The organism is Candidatus Uabimicrobium amorphum (assembly GCF_009002475.1).
GTDB classification, from domain to species: Bacteria; Planctomycetota; Uabimicrobiia; order Uabimicrobiales; family Uabimicrobiaceae; genus Uabimicrobium; species Uabimicrobium amorphum.
Map to the genome: position 1 here is coordinate 9001929 of NZ_AP019860.1, position 20289 is coordinate 9022217.

At 41.3% G+C, this 20289-nt stretch carries 17 protein-coding genes; 6 read left to right on the forward strand and 11 right to left on the reverse strand.

Annotated elements, in window-relative coordinates; all coding sequences use genetic code 11:
* Positions 1-99: 99 nt before the first annotated feature.
* Complete coding sequence (locus UABAM_RS31675; RefSeq protein ID WP_151972081.1) at positions 100-1152, reverse strand: ATP-grasp domain-containing protein; 1053 nt, start codon at positions 1150-1152, stop codon at positions 100-102.
* Between the two features lie 59 nt (positions 1153-1211).
* On the opposite strand from UABAM_RS31675, the gene UABAM_RS31680 reads away from it, so the two are divergent.
* Entirely contained in the window at positions 1212-2453 is a 1242-nt protein-coding gene (locus tag UABAM_RS31680; RefSeq protein WP_173013689.1) for a leucine-rich repeat domain-containing protein, read from the forward strand.
* Positions 2454-2456: 3 nt separating this feature from the next.
* Positions 2457-3362, forward strand: a complete 906-nt coding sequence (locus tag UABAM_RS31685) for a GTPase domain-containing protein (protein ID WP_151972085.1) — start codon at positions 2457-2459, stop codon at positions 3360-3362.
* A 207-nt stretch (positions 3363-3569) separates the two neighbouring features.
* On the opposite strand, the gene UABAM_RS31690 is transcribed toward UABAM_RS31685, so the two are convergent.
* Together UABAM_RS31690 and UABAM_RS31695 are read right to left on the reverse strand one after the other, a co-directional pair.
* Positions 3570-4556 carry an RNA ligase family protein gene (locus UABAM_RS31690; protein WP_151972087.1) on the reverse strand — a complete coding sequence of 329 codons (987 nt, stop codon included), beginning with the start codon at positions 4554-4556 and terminating at the stop codon, positions 3570-3572.
* Positions 4557-4677: 121 nt separating this feature from the next.
* Entirely contained in the window at positions 4678-6576 is a 1899-nt protein-coding gene (locus tag UABAM_RS31695; protein ID WP_151972089.1) for a tectonin domain-containing protein, read from the reverse strand.
* A 265-nt stretch (positions 6577-6841) separates the two neighbouring features.
* On the opposite strand from UABAM_RS31695, the gene UABAM_RS31700 reads away from it, so the two are divergent.
* A complete protein-coding gene (locus UABAM_RS31700) occupies positions 6842-8695 on the forward strand; it encodes a bifunctional acetyl-CoA hydrolase/transferase family protein/GNAT family N-acetyltransferase (RefSeq protein ID WP_151972091.1) in 1854 nt (617 codons plus the stop codon).
* Between the two features lie 87 nt (positions 8696-8782).
* Here UABAM_RS31700 and UABAM_RS31705 read toward each other — a convergent pair whose 3' ends face one another.
* Positions 8783-10039, reverse strand: a complete 1257-nt coding sequence (locus UABAM_RS31705) for an outer membrane protein assembly factor BamB family protein (protein WP_151972093.1) — start codon at positions 10037-10039, stop codon at positions 8783-8785.
* A gap of 98 nt (positions 10040-10137) precedes the next feature.
* Between UABAM_RS31705 and UABAM_RS31710 the strand changes: the two genes are divergently transcribed.
* Positions 10138-10650: a GNAT family N-acetyltransferase gene (locus UABAM_RS31710; protein WP_173013690.1), complete on the forward strand. Its 513-nt coding sequence runs from the start codon at positions 10138-10140 to the stop codon at positions 10648-10650.
* Here the strand turns inward: UABAM_RS31710 and UABAM_RS31715 are convergent.
* Positions 10647-11186 (reverse strand): protein N-terminal glutamine amidohydrolase, encoded by a 540-nt coding sequence (locus tag UABAM_RS31715; RefSeq protein ID WP_151972097.1) that lies wholly within the window; start codon positions 11184-11186, stop codon positions 10647-10649. The genes UABAM_RS31710 and UABAM_RS31715 overlap by 4 nt on opposite strands.
* Positions 11183-12046, reverse strand: a complete 864-nt coding sequence (locus UABAM_RS31720) for a hypothetical protein (RefSeq protein WP_151972099.1) — start codon at positions 12044-12046, stop codon at positions 11183-11185. Before UABAM_RS31720 ends, UABAM_RS31715 begins: the two co-directional genes overlap by 4 nt.
* Positions 12047-12212: 166 nt before the next feature.
* On the opposite strand from UABAM_RS31720, the gene UABAM_RS31725 reads away from it, so the two are divergent.
* Together UABAM_RS31725 and UABAM_RS31730 are read left to right on the forward strand one after the other, a co-directional pair.
* A complete protein-coding gene (locus UABAM_RS31725) occupies positions 12213-12767 on the forward strand; it encodes a coiled-coil domain-containing protein (RefSeq protein WP_151972101.1) in 555 nt (184 codons plus the stop codon).
* A gap of 60 nt (positions 12768-12827) precedes the next feature.
* Positions 12828-13373 (forward strand): queuosine precursor transporter, encoded by a 546-nt coding sequence (locus tag UABAM_RS31730; protein WP_151972103.1) that lies wholly within the window; start codon positions 12828-12830, stop codon positions 13371-13373.
* A 184-nt stretch (positions 13374-13557) separates the two neighbouring features.
* On the opposite strand, the gene UABAM_RS31735 is transcribed toward UABAM_RS31730, so the two are convergent.
* The 5 genes from UABAM_RS31735 to UABAM_RS31755 are packed head-to-tail and all read right to left on the reverse strand — an operon-like array spanning position 13558 to position 20063.
* Entirely contained in the window at positions 13558-14673 is a 1116-nt protein-coding gene (locus tag UABAM_RS31735) for a lipocalin-like domain-containing protein (RefSeq protein WP_151972105.1), read from the reverse strand.
* Between the two features lie 4 nt (positions 14674-14677).
* Positions 14678-17218, reverse strand: a complete 2541-nt coding sequence (locus UABAM_RS31740) for an FtsX-like permease family protein (protein WP_151972107.1) — start codon at positions 17216-17218, stop codon at positions 14678-14680.
* Positions 17215-17895 carry an ABC transporter ATP-binding protein gene (locus UABAM_RS31745; protein ID WP_151972109.1) on the reverse strand — a complete coding sequence of 227 codons (681 nt, stop codon included), beginning with the start codon at positions 17893-17895 and terminating at the stop codon, positions 17215-17217. Before UABAM_RS31745 ends, UABAM_RS31740 begins: the two co-directional genes overlap by 4 nt.
* Complete coding sequence (locus UABAM_RS31750) at positions 17896-18927, reverse strand: BLUF domain-containing protein (RefSeq protein ID WP_151972111.1); 1032 nt, start codon at positions 18925-18927, stop codon at positions 17896-17898.
* The gene (locus UABAM_RS31755; RefSeq protein ID WP_151972113.1) at positions 18927-20063 is read right to left on the reverse strand and encodes a serine/threonine protein kinase; all 1137 of its coding nucleotides are present in this window, start codon (positions 20061-20063) and stop codon (positions 18927-18929) included. The genes UABAM_RS31750 and UABAM_RS31755 overlap by 1 nt, the downstream gene beginning before the upstream one ends.
* Positions 20064-20289: the final 226 nt, after the last annotated feature.

Below are 20289 nucleotides of genomic sequence, written 5' to 3' on the forward strand. Positions count from 1 at the left end.
CGAAAACGACAGATAATTAAGCATAATCACAACAACGTAGTACACAAAAGATTGTAACATACTGAAAATCATTAAACACCAAAAAAATCACCACGCAAGTTACAACAACTTACGTTGCAAACGTTCCATATCCTGCAGAAAAGTAATCATTAAATGCGTTACATTTTCAATATCACTCGTTTGCTGCCAATTGATATTGAAACCTATTTGATCGTTTAGTTCTGTTAAATACCAAGCCCCTCCACGATCGCGCATGACATCCACAGAAAAAACGCCAAAAGCAAACTTCTCCGCGATTTTCGTCGCCACGGGCTCCACGACAGAAAAAGCCTCCTGTGGAAAATTTTCAATGGGATGGTACACCATACCCTGCGGCGTTTTTAAATACAGTTGCACAAACTGCGCAACTCCAGATTCCTTGATGTAAAAAACAAAACGCACATCGTGAAAAGCAACTTCTCCCAAACCAATTTCAGGAATTCCACCTTTGGTATCGACATACGCTTGAATTATATAAGGTACATGGGTGAATAGTTGTAAAATGTGCTTTACCAAACGCTCATCATCCACTGGTTGCCCAAATAAATAACGTAGTTGTAGTTGCTCATCGTCCTCGCGCGTCACAAGATGTATTCCGCGTGCTTGCCAGCCGCTTATTGGCTTGAGAATGACCGCATTATTGTGTTCTCGATAAAAAGAATCCATACGCACAAAGAAGTCGCGAATTTGTTGTGCAGCGTCTTTGTCTTTGTCAATGCGCCATGTAAGCGCAAAATAATCGCGAAATTCCTCATAGCATTGCCATTTGTCCGCGACAAACTCTCCGAGTGCACAATCACCGTAAATCGGTATCTTGCGCTTACGCAAATCATTAAGTACTTGCGCGTGAACTTCGTCACAACAATCGAGTTTGTTAAACACAAATGTTACTGGAACTTCTTCACTCACAGGAATCCACGCATCATGCCACGGCAACCAATGTCCGCGAATCCTTCCCTCTTCATAGTCATCAGCACTGGCAAAGTACATAGTGCTATTGTCGTTGGCCAAACGATGAAAATGTGCATATGATTTGGCCAATGCTGTATCGGCAAATGCCGCCTTGCCACTATGAATTCCTGGTAGTTCTGAGTTGAACATCACTTTGTCCATTGTTTTTCCTTAAAAAAATATATATGATAATATTGTATTTTATAATTGTTAGGACCTCTATGTTAAAAATAAAAAGTAAATCTCTACAAGAAATTCACAGCAATAATCATTACTATGGCTGTACGTTTTACACCAACAACAACGTGTGGTACAACATCAAAAATACCCATTTTGACAATTGCAGTTTCCGCGAAAAGATTCATTTTACCACTGTGGAGAATTGCACATTTACCAACTGTAGTTTTTTACAAGGTTTTATTTTAGATCTATCACAAAAAAACCTAGAGCATATTCCACAGTATGTATATGAACTCCCCATTATTGAACTAAATCTTCGAGGTAACTACATTAGTGATATTCCCCAAGAAATCGCGAAAATAAAAACCCTACGTGCCATAGATTTATCGGCCAATTATTTGCGTTCACTTCCGCAGTCGGTGACCAATATTGCAAATCTCCGCGAACTGAATCTACAACACAACTCCATTTCTGAAATCCCCACTACAATCGGAAATTTAAAACATCTCAAGCACCTCGACTTATACAGAAACAGCCTCAGTAACCTACCCGAAGAAATGAACTCTCTTTCACAACTGCAAACATTAATACTCTCTTACAACAAACTGAACGATGTAAAAATTCGCGATTTAACACAACTGTATTTGCTTGACTTGAGTAATAACGCTCTAAATGAATCCGCGGTTCACCTCTACAACCTACCAAATCTACGTGAGCTCAGTATTGAGGATAACCATCTTGCCACACTACCTCACTCATTACTACACTGCAATCTCGACACACTGAGTCTGGCACAAAATGAAATTTCGCGACTGCCAGAAAACATTGGTAACTTAGAAAATTTGCAATCCCTCAACTTACAGCACAATTCTCTCAGCGAACTACCACCAAGTTTTTCGCAACTACAACAACTTGAGCTGCTGGTGCTCAACAATAATCACTTTAAACAAATCCCTCAAGTAGTTTACTCACTGCCACAATTGACATTTTTAAATTTGAGCAATAACCAAATACAACATCTATCAGCCAAAATACAAAACTTGCGCACACTGGAAGTTTTGCATTTGCAAAACAATCACTTACAAAAAATTCCTGATGAAATAGGGAAGCTCAGCTCACTAGTGGCTTTAGACATTCGCCAAAACAATATACAAACGCTACCACCACAAATTGAAAACCTCCATAACTTACAATGGATATACCTTTCCGGAAATCCACAACAACGAAAAGTGGCCGAAGAAAAGTTGCAAAATTGCGAGATTTACTATTTCGGAGAAGAATAAGAGATGCAAGTTAACTTTGCCAAAAAAGAAATTCATTTACAAATCAAGTTGGTGGGAATTCCCTTATCCGGGAAAACAACGAATATCAGCCACTTACCAGCACACACTCCACATCATAAAGTTGTGCAGAAGGGTGGTATTATAGATACGGGAAGGAAAAGAATTTTTCACTGCAAACTACAATCACGCAAAGCAAATAACAAAATAAAACACCACAATTATAAATACATATTTACCATACACTATGTTCCGGCCACAGCGCATAACTCTTCGCGAAGCACCGCTCTACACGGCGCAGATGCTTTGATATGGATCATCGACAGCGATAAAAATAAACTCGCACAACAACAGCAAGAACAAACCGATACACTACAAATGCTAAACAACAACGATATTCCTCAGGTTTTCCAGTGGAATTTTCGCGACAGCCCCGCGAAAGAAAACGTGGATACACTACAACAAGCCCTAAATCCACAAAACTATCCCGCCTTTTTAGCTTCGGCACCACAAAATATTGGTGTCTTTCCCTGCCTCTACACATGCATAGACCAACTAACGCAAAAGCATATACAGCAAACACCTCAGTTTAGAAGCCCCATAAAAGAGCAACAGCAAACACAACATAAAATTATCTCAGGTAATGATTACGAAAACTGCGCATTTTATTTAGACACACCGCAACAAGTACAAAATTGTAGCTTCTACAACTGCACTTTTCGCGACAAAACGATCTTTAGCAAAATCACCAACAGCTTTTTCATCTATTGCAACTTTGCAAATTTAGAGATACAAAATACAGAGGATTCCACAGCCGAATTTGCCAGCGTTTCGATTCAACACTTCGCAAATCATACTCACAATGAGTGTACGACATTCCAATTGCACTCATCCATCACTTGTTTAACGTAATCAATAAACAAACATAACCACACACCAAAAACCAGCAAACCAATCGCATATTGACACTAGGTGTCATCCCTGAGTAAGTCAGGGTCCCAGGCGTTGACAAGTCAAATTTACATTGTGGATTCCTGCTTCCGCAGGAATGACACCCATAGGAAAACTTCAATTAAAGGCACCAGACGCCACACACCAAAAGCCAGCAAACCAGTGTCATTACAAACACTGTACAACAAAGTTTTGCACCGTTGCTCTCACATTTGTCATCAAGTCATGTTGTGATACATCTAAGTTTAACTCTTCTGCCAGGTCTTCGACAACCAAGTCACAGACTTTTTGAACTTGGGCGGCATCAGAGACCGATACATTGCCTATTTTGGAAATCGCACTGTCGACGCGATTTTTCGTTAACATCGCATCTATGGTGTATTTCCAACTTTCCCAAATAGACGACTCGCTCCACTTTTGCGCTTCGTGAAACTTTTTGCTTTCAGTAAATTCGCTTATTTTCTTTTTGAGTATCGCACGCACCGCACCTTTTTTGCTGGAAACATACACAGGAACTACAGGCTTAATGACAACGCCTTCGGCTAAGTTGTCTTCTATTTTAGGCAAGCCAAGGAGTGAGGGAATCGTACTTTGAAATCGTTCATTAAACGCCATTGCTTTTTGATATTTCCCAGTAAACAGGGATTGGCATCTCAGTAACTGAACTTCGTCGAGTACTTTGCAAAATACGTCCCAAGTTAAATATTCACGCGTTGCGCCGCTGGTGATCGCAATGTCAAATATGCTGAATTCAATATCAGGAGAATAATAAACTCCGGTTTGAACAGCGGAAATTCCCGCTTTTTTTTCTACTTCCGCGTGTGGGTAATCTCCGCCAAAAAGCTCACCATATACAGAAATACTTGTTAATTGTGGATTATCTTGGTGAAGAATTGTATACAGCTTGCGTATTTGTGTCGATATTCGATGGACCACATTTGCATGCCCAAAAAAACTCTCTCCGGCATTTAAAATTTCTTTTCTCTTCGCGCAGATGACCCGCTCTCCGTCACTTAAAATACAAAAATTGGCCCCGTGAATTTTTTCGGTCACTACCCAATTATGCTTGTTGAATTTGCGATAATCTTCTTCGGTGACCACCCATTTGTTTTCATTTTCGGAAATCTTTTCATAACTTGTGTGCTCTAATGGCATTTCTTTCTCCTCGTATGCAAAACTACAGAATCATAGAACAGCATCGTAACACATCCGATAAAAAAACGCCAGCTGACTCGTACAATATACAAATCAGCTAGCGTCTTTTACAGTTCCGCAGTTATTTGCGGGTATTGGTACGTGTAATTACGTAGTATACGGACCACTGCGGGTTATTGGAGGTACCATATACTATTGCACGGCGAATACTTAACAATTTGTAGTCACCAACGCTTTTTAGATAAGCTTTATCCACGGGATACTCTTGGCTTCCCGAAGTCATTTTTAACAAATTATCGGGCGTAAAAACCGCCAACATTAGTGGCGAGACATCGTGCCCACCTGCAGCAATCGCCAAACAAATTTTGATGGTATCACCAATGGCATCGAGACCGTTGGAAATGGCAGCCCCCCAATCGCCTTTAAAACCTGCTAAGACAGCTTTCCCTGCGGTTTTTAATGTATTTTTCATATCATCGACGGACGGACCATCGCTATCAAGTTCTACCACCTGATAGGTGAACAAAGAGATCTGTGCGGGAGTCAACGGTTCGTATTGCGGTCCTCCAAAAACATTGATGTCTTTTTTGAACTGATGTTCCTCATTTAAAGCAATACTTGCCGCATCTGTTGTTCCTGCGCGAAAATAATTTTGCCCAAACATTGTCCAAATAACAACAGGTTCTTCGTGATCAGGCCCTATTTCCCAACCTTCGTCGTCAGCATCGCGATGCGATTTAATCCCCACAAGACGAATGTTATACTTTTGCCCAAAATGTCGTGCGTTGTACAACAATTTTCCAAGGGGTAATTCGGTTATATTGTACGTTTTTTGCACTTTAACTGGCTTTTTCATCGCACTAACAACCATCTTCATCACTTGTGGCGAAATTCTATCTTGAACAGACATGCTGCGCAAACTTGCTGTACGAACGCGCGCTTGTATTGCTGCCGCATGTTTCGCCAAACCACGGGTAATGTTTTGCAAATTTTCTCGCTCTTTTGCCGTAGCAATCGAATTGCGGAAATAACTTTCTATTTGCGAGGCACCGCCAGGAAAATTTTGTTGGTAACGTTGTAGTAAGCGCAATGTCACCCACAGCATTTCAGGACAAGGGTGTGCGGCAATCATACTCGCAATACTAATGTTACTAAGCATTCCCTTTTGTCGCGGTTCTCTTTCGCTTTCCGAAGTCAGTGTCCATAGTTCGTTTGTTTGTGGATTGGTTGCGTACACGTCGCCCACAGCAGATACAAAGATTTTTTGCGCAGGACCACCGATCTTAAACCACCTATTTTGCGCATCGTTGTACTGGTAAACGCCCTCCTCTAGTGAACGGTATAGTTTTCCAGTACGATTTGCCACAGCAAACATCCGTGCACGATGACTGATTTTACGCCAGCGACCTCTTTTGTATTGCCATAAATCACCATTTTGCGGATTTGTAGCGTATAGCTGGTCACCTCCGGCATAAATTGCTCCGGCTGCTCCCCCAACGCGTTTCCAAACTTTTCTAGCAAAATCGTATTGGGAAACGGTCGCGCCATTACTATGAATTTTATACAAATAGTATTGTCCGTTCACCGATGCACCGGCGACCATTTGCGCTGGACCTGAAATTTTACTCCAGCCACGTTGTGACAAGTGGCAATTATACGCATAGATTTCTGACATCGCATTTTTCGCGAACAAACCTGCACCACCACCGTATATCTCCGTAGCGGCTCCTCCCACACGCTGCCATGCACTCAATGTTTTGTTATAGAGGAGAACACTTTGCGCATCGCTTGACAACGCATACAAATCGCCACGCGCCACCACAAAATTTCTTGCGCGATTACCAATCTTTTGCCACTGTTTACCTTGATATTGATAAATATTTTGATCGTGCTTCACACTGTAAACAGCTCCGTCATTTCCCTGTAAAACAAGATGTACCGAACCAGAAACTTTCTTCCACGAACTTTGAGCCTGTATTCCTAGGGAACATAGTATTACGAAACATATGATGTATCTCATTTTAATCTCCATGACAAACAGACGTTAATAGTTAATAGTACGTAATGTCTAAAAGCAAAAAATATGCCTTAACACTGGAGAAGAGCAAATTGTAGAAGATGTACAGGAAAGGAGACGTTCCGTTGTAAATCTATCCATCTTCCGCATGGCGAATTCATAACATGCCGAAGTTAAGATCAACAAAAAGTTTTTGACTTGGGATAAAATATAAGTTATTAACGAAACATAATTCCATCTTTCTAAAACGCAAGTGAAGAGTAAACTTATGTATGACAATGACAAATTATCACAAAAAACCGTCACAGCAAAAGAAGCGGTGACAAAAATAAAGTCAGGACAAAAAGTTTTCATTGGTTCAGGTGCTGCGGTCCCACAACAACTCATGCAAGCTCTCGCACAAAGATCTGATGAGTTATACGATACCGAGCTTGTTCATATACTTACTCTCGGAGTGGACCCCACAGTGGAAAATCGCTCCGTACAAAACTTACACCACGCCACTTTCTTTGTGGGGGCAAACATTCGCGAAGAAGTACAAAATTGCGAAGCCGATTACACTCCTATTTTTCTTTCGGAAATTCCACAGCTATTTACCAATAAAATACTTCCCATTGACGTGGCTTTAGTACAACTGTCCCCACCAAACGAAGAAGGATTTTGCAGTTACGGAGTATCAGTGGATATTGTAAAGTCTGCCGTGGAGTCTGCGGACTACGTCATTGCGGAAATCAACACACAAATGCCGCGAACACAGGGAGATTCGTTTATACACATAGACAACATCGATCAGGTAGTTCTTCATGACAGCGCTATTTTGGAATACAAAACCCCTGTAAAAGACGATGTCATTAAAAAAATAGGCGGCTACATCGCCATGCTGATTGACGACGGCGCAACCCTACAAATAGGGATCGGCTCCATTCCCGATGCAGTCTTAGCACACCTACACGACAAAAAAGACTTGGGTATACATACAGAAATGTTCTCTGATGGCATTTTGCCTCTCATCGAAAAAGGAGTGATCACTAACAATTGCAAAACACTACACCGCAATAAAATCATTACCAGTTTCGTCATGGGTAGTAAAAAACTATACGATTTTGTCGACAACAATCCAAATGTTGAATTTCATCCATCGCAGTACACCAACGATCCTTTTATCATTGCGAAAAATGATAATATGGTTGCCATCAACTCCGCTTTGCAAGTAGACCTAACCGGACAAGTCTGTGCCGACTCTATTGGTCACGCTTTTTATAGCGGCATTGGTGGTCAATTAGACTTTATACGCGGTGCCGCGCGTTCCATTTCGGGAAAACCAATCATTGCTCTGCCATCGACGGCAAAAAACGGTGAAGTTTCGCGTATTGTCACAGAATTGTCTAGCGGTGCTGGTGTTGTCACAACCCGCGGCGATGTACACTATGTGGTCACAGAATACGGCATTGCCTATTTGCATGGCAAAAGTATTCGTCAACGTGCGCTATCACTAATAAATATAGCTCACCCCAAATTTAGAGCCCAGTTACTACAACAGGCAAAAACAAATCATTACCTTCCCGAAGACCAAATAACCATTACTAGCGAAAAAAATACTTATCCTCAGCACACAGAAAAAAACGTACGTACCAAAACTAATCGACCTATTTTTATTCGTCCACTAAAGAGTAGTGATGAAGATTTGATCAAACAAATGTTCTACTCTCTTTCCGACAAAACGATCTATTTTCGTGCGTTTACCACCATCAAATATTTACCGCGTAAAATTCTCCATCATCTCGTACACATTGACTACGACACGACAATGGCTTTATGTGCGATTGATAAAGAACATCAACATATTCTAGGCGTTGCGCGCTACTACCTAGAAAAACGTTCCAATATGATCGAAATAGCGGTTGTCGTACGCGACGACTGGCAAAACCAGGGCATTGGCAGGCTGTTAATAAATAACCTTATTCAAATTGCTCGTGAACGTGGAGTTAGGGGGGTGGCAATGGATATACTAGCGGAAAACAACAAAGTATTGAATATCATAAAGTCATCGTCGCATAAATTAAAGATAAGTGTTGAGGCAGGTATTTGTCATGTAAAGTTCTTATTTGATGAAAATGAATAGATCATTAGATGGGAACGGTATAATCCTCAGGAGCCCAAGGAAGGACTCCTGAAAAAATCTGTCAATGTTAGCGACATTGACTATGCTTTAGCGAAGATCCAAACACTTCAAATTGGTTTGGTCGCGAATAACCAGTTTTCCATTCGAAAATGCCATGGGAGCCCAAATATAATTTCCACCGCTTTGTTGAAAAACTTGAGCTTTTGCCAGAGTTCTCACTCCTGTAGGGCTAGGTTCGACTAAATGCAGTTCGCCACTTTGTCCCGCAAGAATCAGTAGCAAACCATTGATCGCAATGATACCTCCGCGTCCAATGGCAGGACCTTTTTTGCTTTCCCACAGTATTTTTCCTTGGGTACTTACACATGCCAAGTTTGGCGGAGAACTATTTAGATTTGCATTTTCATTGAGGTTAACATAGATATAGCGATTAACCAAAACTCCCGGATGAATTTGCGCCCCCTTGTCGAGTTTTGCTACCTCTTTTACTTGAAAACGACCGTTTTTTTGAGTAAAGTCCACAACAACGGAACCACTGCGGTATCCACCAGTAATAAAAAAACGATCATTTCCCAGAGGAGTCATTGTGGGAATGGGAATAGGATTTTTATAACCTTTGTAAGTCCAAAGCGTTTTACCATTTGTAGGATCAACCCCGGCAATCGCACGCGAAACCATCACCACAACCTGCTCAACGCCGGCAATATTATAAATCATCGGCGAAACATATGTTTGTCCGCGAAACTCTTTATTGTTCCATGCCTCTTTACCTGTCTTCGCGTCGAAAGCCACTAGACCAACGCGTCGCGAAATGGCCGGTGTTAAAATGATTTTGCCATCGTGTAGCAATGGAGATTGTGCAAATCCCCAACGGTGAGGTATAGAACGCATCGCAAACCCGTATTCTTTACCTAAGTTTTTTGTCCACGCAACCTTGTGAGTCTTACGATCAACACAGTATACATCACCAAAAGGACCAAAAGCGTAAACATGGGTGTCACTAACAGCAGGTGTTGAGCGTGACCCGTCATAGGATAAGCGCCCTTTCGCGGCGAAAGAAACCGACCACAATTCTTTACCGTTCTCAAGGCTATAGCAGCGTAACACATCTTCTTTGTTATCCACACGGTCTAGAAGAAAAACCTCTCCATTGTGAATACATGCTCCACCATAACCAACGCCTAATTTTTTTTGCCACAAAACTTTAGGCCCATCGCTTGGCCACTGGCGCGCAATTTTTGTTTGCGCTTGTCCATAATCGTTACCTAAATAACGCGGCCAATCTGCATAAACAGCGCATGTAACAAAGCACAGCAATGCAATCGCTAATTTTTTATTCAACATTGTTTTCCTTTCAACTTATAATAGTAGTGAGGCGTTTGCCAACGCCTAAAATGTTTTATATTTGTAGCACAATTTATTATGGGAAGCAAGAGGGGATCATGTCAATTACCGCAAGACAAATACAACCAAACGAATGGGCACTAATGAAAAAAATACGTTTAGCCGCTTTACAGGACGCCCCACAAGCGTTTGCTACATCTTTCGCCACTGCCCAGAAAATGTCAGACGCGCATTGGCAACAACGCACATCGGAAGGTGCGCAAGGAGAAAAGTCGTTTTGTGCGATTGCCTTCGACAATCAAAAGCCTATCGCCATGGGTGTTGGTTTGCCCGATGAAGACAATGAACATCATTCACATTTGGTGGCGATGTGGGTATCTCCCGAATATCGCGGTACCAATACCGCACGCCTAATTCTCGAAGAAATTTTTCATTGGGCAAAAAAACGCAACGCTCTATTTATGTTTGCCGGAGTGAAAGAGAACAACCACCGCGCAGAAAATTTCTATAAGAAAATGGGTTTCGTGACCTATAACGGTGAAAAGCTTACGGCAAAAGCTGTTTGCGACTGTAATATTGTGTTGCAAAAAGCACTAAACTCACATTGTTAGTCTACAACGAAACGTGTCACAAACTCATTTGTGGCAATTATGCTAGAACAATTCTGCGAAAAGTCGATATAATCCTTGAGAAGAACCACGTTTTCTCTTTTGTGACAAATTGCAGCCCATGAAGGAAAAGGTTGCACAGGAGTGCCATCTTTATCCAGCATATGTGAACGATCACTACAAAAATGCTCGTGGTACTCTTCCATAGCAACTTTACGTACGTATACTCGATAGTCTTCAGGTAATAGTTGTGGAAAAGTACATGCAAAGTAACGCTCTGCTTCACATGGAAATGGCAAAAGCGTATTAAAGTCAAAAATGCCTAAGTCTTCGTAATATAAAACGACATGGTAGTCCCAAACGAGTAAATTCTCACCTTGGCAAAAAAGAGGTGTGGTTTGTTTAGCGTTAGAAAAGATCAAAACGTGCTGTCTCTCTAACGCAAAACCTTCTTCATGTAAAGATTTACCTAGCCACCAAATGTTTTCTTCGCAAAAAAATTCTTGGTATTTGTAGTTGGATTTACAAAATCGTCTCATTGTTGTGTGGCATTAGTTTTCTTTAAATACCAACGCATGTCAACAACCACACGGCGTATATATTTTTTTCCACCTTGCTCTGTAACTTGTTCTACAGATTCGGTCACTTTGTACTCTCTCATCAACCGCGTTCTATAGTCATGTAGCATTTCACCGGAAATAGACCCTATCTTTAAGTTATTCCATAAAATGTCACCGCTCACTTCGATCTTTGCCACAGACTTTCCTTTGTGGCGCACGATGTCGGCAAAAGTATAACGGTAGTTGTAAATAAATCCCTGTGTTGTTTTGCGTTGCAAGGTCCAAGTGTGTCCCATCGGAACTTTTTTATTCACAAGTTGTTTGTATGCCGTACCTAGATCATAGGGATCTTGTTTACCACGATACATAATTCTTTTATACGAACCATCGTCTTGTTTCTTCACATCCCAGGTAACAAGTACTTTTTGCGTATCAATATCCAAAAGAAAAGCAATGCCAAAACCCACACGTTGTTTGTACGGCAACAGAGCTTCGTCCTGCTCGCTCCAGTCTTTATTCGGATTGTAACGAAACTTTTTGCCATTTTTTATCACTTCGAGTCGATCACCTTGGATAATATTTAAAATCGCCGCTTGCTTCTTGTTAATTACGTTTTCGACCTTCCAATGCGCTGTGCCTTGAAACGTCATTTTTTCCGAATCGATGAGTTTTTCTTTTTCGCCTTCCACTAGAAACACTTGGCGATCAATAACGCTCTTTTCAGGCATGATATTTACAAGTCCCTTGCGAAAACGCCACGTAAGATCATATTTTTTTTTCGACTCCGCCATCAACACAGGCAAACAACAAATTACCACCATAAAAATTTTACGAAACATAACTTCCCCTACTAAATTTGTATACTGTAGCGCAAACCATTATCAGCGCTTTTGTAACTTTTGTTTTTTCTTGTTTAACAAAACATAAACGATTAAGTATAATTAAAATATGTTACATTGTAGCGAAATTTATAAATAAAAAACAAAACTTAATCGAGGGATCAACATGAAATATATTATAACATTTCTTTTTGTTATGTCTTGTTGTATTGCTCAAAGTTTAGGTTCCTTACAAGAATCCTTTTTAGAAACCTCAGCGCAACTTAGCGCTTCTTTGAGCGAGTTAGCAGAAGTTAACAGCCAGATTGCCGAAACAGAAAGTCTCATCCAAAGTGCACTAAGCGACCTTGGACAATTTTCTGACAAAGCGCATCCAAACTACTGGTCTGTTCTCAAAAGATTAAGAGCACAACGCGACAGTTTGGAAAGCCAAATTTCACAATTGGAATCGGAATTGTCATCCATACAACAGCAAATTGACGCGGCAACGACTCCACCACAACCAGAAGAGACAACCCCACAAGGCCCTCTTTTAGAGCCTACGCCAGCGCCAACACCAACTGTTCCGACACCGACACCAGTGGCTCCAGCTCCAACGCCTACAACACCACCGATCACAACTCCGGCGCCACCAATCACAACTCCGGCTCCTCCGATAGTTCCAGCTCCAGAACCAAGATTTGGACCTGTAATCGAAGATGGCTTCTTCCCTTACAACTAGAGATACAAAAAATAGCGCCTAATTAGGCGCTATTTGCATGATTTAAGGACTTACCACGAGATGAACAACAAATCAGTATGGCTATTCGCCATTATCTTTGCCGCTCTCATTACCATTGCCAACTATACGGTACAAATTCCCATAAATGACTGGCTTACCTATGGTGCGGTCATCTATCCATTCACTTTTCTTCTTACAGATATTTTGTCAGAAAAATATGGAAAACACGATGTACAAAAAGTCGTCAAATACGGAGTGGTACTTGCCATTATCCCATCGGCCTTTGCCGCAGATCTGCGCATAGCGTGCGCCTCTATTTTAACGTTTATTATTTCACAAAATATCGATATTCATATATTTCATCGTCTAAAAGAGAAATATAAGGCCTTATGGTGGTTGCGTAATAATTGCAGCACGATGGTTTCGCAGCTTTTAGACACCGCGATTTTCTTCACGCTTGCCTTTGCGTTTACTATGCCGGCAATCAATATCGCCAAACTCATTATAGGTGATTACACCATAAAGGTGTGCATAGCTATCCTAGATACCCCATTTTTTTATGCTTTTGCTATTTATCCTCTAAAATCGATAAAAGCAAAAATTTAAACTTGAAGTGGAATGACATCATTGCAGACTTGGCGTGACCATCACATGGGAAGTTGTTGAAAAGCTCCAAAACGCATGTAGATAGACTGTGGGATGTATTGAGTGAGGTATGGCCAATAAAAATAGCGCCTAAGATAGGCGCTATTGAACAAAGAAAGTATCGTATATTATTTATTCGTACAAATCATTTATATCCTGTTAGTTCTACGTAACCGTTACCACGGATTCCTTCCCCATAAACGCGCACTGCACCTTCCCAATAAACAAAATTCACCGATAGCTCTTGATTGGGTTGATGTGGCTTTACATAGAAAACAATGTTTTCTTTTTCTATCGTGATTTTCCAATGCGCGGGATAGCGAACACCGCTGCTGTCACTTGTCCAGTGATCAAGAACTTCAATTTTGTAGTCCTCTTTGGCTAGATGTTTATATTTGCCATCACGTAGTATAAAAGTTCCCGAAGAGTTTGTATCAACCCCTCCATCTTTCTTACGCAATTCGTACAACATAATTTCACGGCCATCTTCGAGCTGTATGGAAAACCAGTCCCAACCTTGCTGATCTTTTCCCAATACGCTGGTGCTCCATTCGCGGTCTAGCCAACTCAAACCATTCACAGCGTACTTTTCTTTCGCGACAGAAATGGTACCTGAGGTGATGAGCCGTGTTCGCGAGTAATAGTAAGAAGCATTTCCCTTAGCGCTACTTTTCTGGCTTAGGCCGCGGTCTCCATTTAAGACTCTCGGTTTTTGCGAATGAAGTACTAAATCAATGGCGAAATCCTTTGCCACAGCGTCAAGATGTACACTTCCGTCAGCGTGGTGTGTAATCGACCAATTTTCAATCCAAATGCGCAGAGGGTCCAATTCTGCCCCGGCAAGTCCCATTGCCCCACGACTAAAGCGTTCGCTATGCAAAAAAGATTGCTCCTGGATGTTACTCACCGCAAAGTGTGCAAAGTATATTTGGTTGGTATACCACGGAGAATTGCGCTTCTCTAACTTTGGGGAAATCGCACGGCGAAAAATAGTAAATTGGTATCCAAAACGTCGTCCATCTTTTGTGGTAAGGTTTCCGGTATAGTACCACCACTCCGTTTGGAAGTCAGGATGAGGTCCCTCATCTCGAGGAAACGAAAACGCGTATGGTTTATCGGCACGCGAAAAGCCTTCTGTTTTCCCTAAAGATAGGGCATTCGCCACCGAAGGCAATTCATATTTTCCTGTTTCAAACGCATCTGACGTGGCAAGGTACAAAACGATACAGCAAAAACTAAAAAATGTGAGCAATATTTTCACTTGTCTACTCCTCTCGCAAAACACTGGCGATATTCGTCACCGCAAATTTCCATGCCGGGTATATACCAGCAAGTGTTGCGGCGATAATGGCCGTAACTAGACCTTGAACAAAATACTTGGCATATGGAAAAAATTGAATTGTCCAACCAAAAGAACGCACGTTAATCACATAAATAAAAATAACAGCTACGGCAAACCCTAGCGGAATAGAGATAATGCCGGCGACAGCTCCCATGAGACCTGTTTCACAATACACTAATTTACGTAATTGTCGGGGCGTCATGCCATTGGCGCGCAAAATTCCAATCTCTTTTTTTCGCTCCAGCTGTAATGCCATTAATGTACTAATAATTCCAATAAACGCCACAAATCCCACTAAAATTTGCATCGCAAATGTGATGGCAAAGGTGCGATCAAAAATATTCAGAGCTATTTCGCGCAAATTTTCGCTGGGGTTTACGACTAAGTCTTCATAACCTTCTAAAGACTTTTCTATTTCTTTCCCCACCGAGTCTCGGTTGTATCCATCCTTCAGGAATACAGCAATTGCTGTTATCTTGTCGTCTTTCCAGTAATGACGATACACTTCGTCGGCCATTAAAATTTGTCCGCGATCGGAAGCATAGTCAACGTATATACCTACAACGTGAAATTCCTGTAAACCCTTATCTGTATAAAGGGAAATAGAATTTCCCTCGTTTTGGGCCATGTTGTAACGATAGGCAAAGGGCTCAGAGACCACAATGGAGCGTTCGTTGATATCATTCCATTTACCATCAATATTTTTATGCGTCCAAGAAAACACCCCACGATTCGCAATGTTACGTGTTACAGCATTGAGGCGCACAATATCTTTTGTCTGCGATTTGACATCGGTAATACGCGACAGAGATATACTTTTCACTCCATCGACTTGGGCAACTTTGGCTGCCAATTCACGCGAAAATTCCTTTGCCCTTGCAATGCCTTTGTTATCCCCAGAAACAAAAATCTCTGCGGTCAAAACCGAATCAATCCAGTTAATAAAGGTAATGCGAAAGCTACCGATCATAATATTGATCGCAATTAAACAAGAAACAGCGACTGTTAAGGCTGCAACCGCTACAGAAGTACGGCTTAAGGAACGTTCGATGCTACGCGCTGCCATTTTTACAATGACAAAATTATTCTTCGCCGCGATTAGCGAGATCAGTTTCATCAACACTAGCAATAGTAGTGGTACACATAGCGACGCGCCCAAAATGACCAGAGAAATACCAATAAAACCAAGAATCAAACTTTTGCTGGGAATGAAAAAGACCACAACTCCCAGGCAGAGTAGTGCGATACCGCTTAGCGTAAAACGTGATAAGTACGCATGGATTTTCGATTCGAGAACAGAACGCCGCAACATACCAACCGGAGGAATCTTTGCCGCTTCCACAGAGGGTATCAATGCCGCAACCAGAGCGATCGCCACGCCCAGTAAGCTTTTTAATATAGTGGTTCCCGCGATGGAAAAATCGGTAACCGTAAGCGTAAAATACAAATCGTTTATGGTTTGCATTACCATGGTCACCGCAAACTTGGCAAGAACCACACCGAGAAAAAAGCCACAGAATACACCCACAAGAGCCATCACACATGTTTCGCCCATAATCATCATAAAAATGTTGCGTTTGGTGGCCCCCACCGAACGCAGTACTCCAATTACGTGCCGACGACGAACCACGGAGAAAGTGACGGTGTCATAAATAATGAACGCACCGATTAAAATGGCAAGTAAGCTGAGTGCCGAAAGGTTGAGTTGAAACGACGAGATAATATGTTGTGTCTTGCGGTTACTTTGCTGTAGTTCTTCAATACGTGCTTCTTCCGGTAGTATGTTGCGAATCTTCTTTAGTGTTTCTACTATATTTTTTTCGATAATCAAATCGACATGTGACAGACGTCCATAACTACCGAAAATTTCCTGAGCGCTGCTAATATCAGTAATCATAATACCGGAAAGAGATTTTTGGACGAATGGATCTTGTGGAGAAATAACAGCAACCACAGAAACGGGTATGCGTTGTCCGCCAAACTCCATATCTATTTTTTTTCCAACTCCGGTATTGAGCTCTGTGGCCAACTGCTGCGACAAGATCACTGCGCGCTCCTGTTGTGAAAACGCCACGAAGGCATCATCGCTTAACGACAAGTTGTCTCTGTTCACGTAGCTGCGAAAAGGCGCTTCGGCAAAAATATCAATACCGATGAGTTTTATATCACGTCCTACGTTCACGTAGTTGGATATGACAGGGGCACATTTGGCAACATTTAGTTTGATTTTCAAATCGGAATAGATTTTCTCGTCAATTCCTTGCGATCCCCCCACAATGCGATGGGTGGTTTTACCCGAAACGCTTTCTAAAGACATCGAAAAAGAGCGCATCGCACTTTGATTTGCAATGTCAATAGCGACGATAACGGCGACACCAAGTGTTACCCCTAAAATCAAAAACAATGTAAGCCACGGATGACGCTTTACATTGCTAAGTCCCAAACGCAGAAGTGTCAAATTCATTGCACATTTTCCTCGACAAGGTCACCTTCCGCAATGCGATATACAAAATTAGCATGAGAAACCACATCGAGATTGTGAGTGGCCATGACCAGCGTTTTATCTTTCGTTACTTCGAGTAGTAATTGCAAAACTTGTTGGCCGGTTTTTTGGTCTAAATTCCCCGTTGGTTCGTCCGATATAATCAAATGCGGGTCGTGTACAAGAGCGCGGGCAATGGCAACGCGCTGTTGCTCACCACCCGATAGTACATCTGGCATACTGTGCGCTCTGTCTTGGAGAAAAACTCTCTCCAATAAATATAGGGCTTTTTCCACACTCTTTTTTCGCGGCTTACCATCAAGATCTAACGGCAAGGTAATATTCTCTAGAACGGTTAAGGTTGGGATTAGGTTGAAAAACTGAAAGACAATGCCGACATTTCTTCGTCGATACAGTGTTCTTTCGTGTTCTGATAGTGTCGTTATGTTTGTGTCTCCAACGACGATATCTCCACGGTCGGGAGTGTCAACACCCGTAATAAGGTTCAGTAAGCTGCTCTTTCCCGAACCACTTTTCCCTAAGAGTACGGTAAATTTTCCGTGAGACAATGTGGTGTTGACATTGTTTAAAACAGAAAGCTGTCTGTCACCTTCACGGTATGATTTACAAACATTTTGCAAATAAATAGATGTGTTCATTTAAACGACTTTCTTCACTTCGCTAACTTCATCAGTAGTCCTGTCACTTCTATTCTTTTCCATTTTGTCCACCAGGCTATTCATTGTCTTTTGTAGTTTTTTCAACTCATTGTCGGGGGTATTGTCATCGCACTCGTAATTATTGACAAATGAGGCCATCGTATCCACAAACTCGGTAATGCTGCCATTTAGGCCTTTTGGTAGCTCATCGTCAGGAATGGTGATTGTCTGACCCAGCCTTTGAAAATTACCTGTTTCCGATTCAATTTTTAGTAAACTTTCGTACGTTTTAGAAGTTTGTAAACACACAAGCTCGCAGTTGCGCAGTGCATCTTCATGAAAAATTTCATCTCGCTGAATGAAGTAAATCGCCACTGTCTTTTGTTGCGACGTAATGGGGAGTAATACAATATGAGATGTCTGTCTAACTTTCGCCATTTGTAGCATGTAGGTGTCAAGAGTCCTTGGTTTGGCCGAAATAATTTGCGTACTACCACCGACAACTTCTGTAGATTTGTAGGTCTTTTCTTCTTCGTCCCACAAAAACATGCATGCTTTACTCGCTTCTGTTAAATCACAACATTCATCAAAACCCACACGTAATACATTTTGTGCGTTACGATTTATTGTTTGCATAAGAATATTTTCCAAAAAACAACGGTGTTGTAATTGTTCCAACATTACCGAGAATAGCGTTTGAATCGGTTGTTGTATAAGAGCCCCTATTTGATTGTCCAGGTTAAGGGTCTTCATTCCCCATGCGAAAAAGTTTCGCTGCTCGATATCTTCCTCTACGCGAATCATAATCACGCGATTATGACGATCGTCTCGGCAAATTTTATCGAATAGCCTCTCAACTTTATCTTTGTCTCCTTCGATGACTTGGAAAAACATCCCACCTAAGGCAACTAGCATACCTGTTAGATTTTCTCTAGAGTTATTTCTCTGAGAAACTTCCCCAATTTGCTCGATCTCTTCGTTTGATAAACGACGCGAAAATTTACTGACATATGTAAGCCGAATTTCCATCATTATTCTCTCCCTTTTTCTAATAAGGCCAATACTTCTTTCACTTCTTGTGCATTTTGAAAGCGTTGTTTTTTATCAGTATTCATCATACGCAACAATACTTCAGAAAATTCGGCACTTATGCCCGGAATTTCGATATAGAAGTCCCCAGAACAAATCGCTCTTATCTTTTGCATATTATTGCCCTCAATATAATTTTCCCCTGTTAGCATGTAGTATGCTGTTGCTCCAAGCGAATATATATCACTCGTGAAACTCACTTCATCCGTACTCATGATTTGTTCTGGTGACATATACTCGAGAGTTCCAATAATAATATTCGGCTGTGTGAGATTTTCAGACTTACTTAAATCCTTGGCAATACCAAAATCCATGACCTTGACAACGCCGTTTTGATTGATCATGATATTTGAAGGTTTTATGTCGCGATGGACAAAACCTTTCTCGTGTATCGCTTGCAGGGCGCTGAGAACCTCGTGTAGGACATGAATCACATCTTGTTCCACAAAGTTTTTGCCTTTGGCAATCGCCTGCTCAATCGTTTCCCCTTCGATGTATTCCATTACCATATAGAAGTGGTTTTTGTATTTCGAAATATCATAAACCTCGACCAAATTGTCGTGGCGTAGTTCTACGGCCATACTCGCTTCGGAAATAAAGCGTTGTTCTAACTCGTCATCTGTGTTGTACACTTGATTTTTGTCATACAAAAATTTTATGGCGTATTCTTTTTGCAAAAGCTTGTGCTTTGCTAGGTAAATAACACCCATTCCACCATGTCCGATTGGTTTTTTGATGATGTATTTGTTATCTATTTCTTGCCCGACAATTCTCAGTGTGTCGATTTCACTGTTATGTACTTCGTGTTCTGTTGTATATATTTTTGACACGCTACTTTTGTTTTCCCGTCGTTCATGTGTTGCAGTTTCTGATTTTCTATTTTCGACAAGAAATGTTTGGGAAGTACGAATCACTTTTCTTGGCTTGGAACCTTCGGATTTTCTATCTTCGGCAAGAAAAGATTCGGAAGCGCGAACCACCTTTCTCGGCTTTGAGGTACTTTTCCGCGTGGAAGTTTCCCCAACACGGTAGTTGTCCTCAAAAATACTGTGGCCGCTATATAGGACCTTTTTTTTCATATTTTCCTCACGATATTATCATTCAGTCATTTTTGCTATATTTTGTTCAATTCTGTTTTTACAATTTTATTGTATAGAATTTAATCGACATATTCAAGCAAAAAAGTAGTTTTTTATCTACAAAAAATACTCAAGAAGTAGAATTTTATCGACATAACTACCGCAAAATGAGAGTTGATATTCATGGGGATCCATTAATATGAAGGCGAGGCAGAGGTGAATGTGG

What these genes read in the sequence shown, in the direction of transcription:
- UABAM_RS31675 (WP_151972081.1), bottom strand. Translation starts at nt 1,152, where the DNA reads ATGGACAAAGTGATGTTCAACTCAGAACTACCAGGAATTCATAGTGGC.
- UABAM_RS31680 (WP_173013689.1), top strand. Translation starts at nt 1,212, where the DNA reads ATGTTAAAAATAAAAAGTAAATCTCTACAAGAAATTCACAGCAATAAT.
- UABAM_RS31685 (WP_151972085.1), top strand. Translation starts at nt 2,457, where the DNA reads ATGCAAGTTAACTTTGCCAAAAAAGAAATTCATTTACAAATCAAGTTG.
- UABAM_RS31690 (WP_151972087.1), bottom strand. Translation starts at nt 4,556, where the DNA reads ATGCCATTAGAGCACACAAGTTATGAAAAGATTTCCGAAAATGAAAAC.
- UABAM_RS31695 (WP_151972089.1), bottom strand. Translation starts at nt 6,576, where the DNA reads ATGAGATACATCATATGTTTCGTAATACTATGTTCCCTAGGAATACAG.
- UABAM_RS31700 (WP_151972091.1), top strand. Translation starts at nt 6,842, where the DNA reads ATGTATGACAATGACAAATTATCACAAAAAACCGTCACAGCAAAAGAA.
- UABAM_RS31705 (WP_151972093.1), bottom strand. Translation starts at nt 10,039, where the DNA reads ATGTTGAATAAAAAATTAGCGATTGCATTGCTGTGCTTTGTTACATGC.
- UABAM_RS31710 (WP_173013690.1), top strand. Translation starts at nt 10,138, where the DNA reads ATGTCAATTACCGCAAGACAAATACAACCAAACGAATGGGCACTAATG.
- UABAM_RS31715 (WP_151972097.1), bottom strand. Translation starts at nt 11,186, where the DNA reads ATGAGACGATTTTGTAAATCCAACTACAAATACCAAGAATTTTTTTGC.
- UABAM_RS31720 (WP_151972099.1), bottom strand. Translation starts at nt 12,046, where the DNA reads ATGTTTCGTAAAATTTTTATGGTGGTAATTTGTTGTTTGCCTGTGTTG.
- UABAM_RS31725 (WP_151972101.1), top strand. Translation starts at nt 12,213, where the DNA reads ATGAAATATATTATAACATTTCTTTTTGTTATGTCTTGTTGTATTGCT.
- UABAM_RS31730 (WP_151972103.1), top strand. Translation starts at nt 12,828, where the DNA reads ATGAACAACAAATCAGTATGGCTATTCGCCATTATCTTTGCCGCTCTC.
- UABAM_RS31740 (WP_151972107.1), bottom strand. Translation starts at nt 17,218, where the DNA reads ATGAATTTGACACTTCTGCGTTTGGGACTTAGCAATGTAAAGCGTCAT.
- UABAM_RS31745 (WP_151972109.1), bottom strand. Translation starts at nt 17,895, where the DNA reads ATGAACACATCTATTTATTTGCAAAATGTTTGTAAATCATACCGTGAA.
- UABAM_RS31750 (WP_151972111.1), bottom strand. Translation starts at nt 18,927, where the DNA reads ATGATGGAAATTCGGCTTACATATGTCAGTAAATTTTCGCGTCGTTTA.
- UABAM_RS31755 (WP_151972113.1), bottom strand. Translation starts at nt 20,063, where the DNA reads ATGAAAAAAAAGGTCCTATATAGCGGCCACAGTATTTTTGAGGACAAC.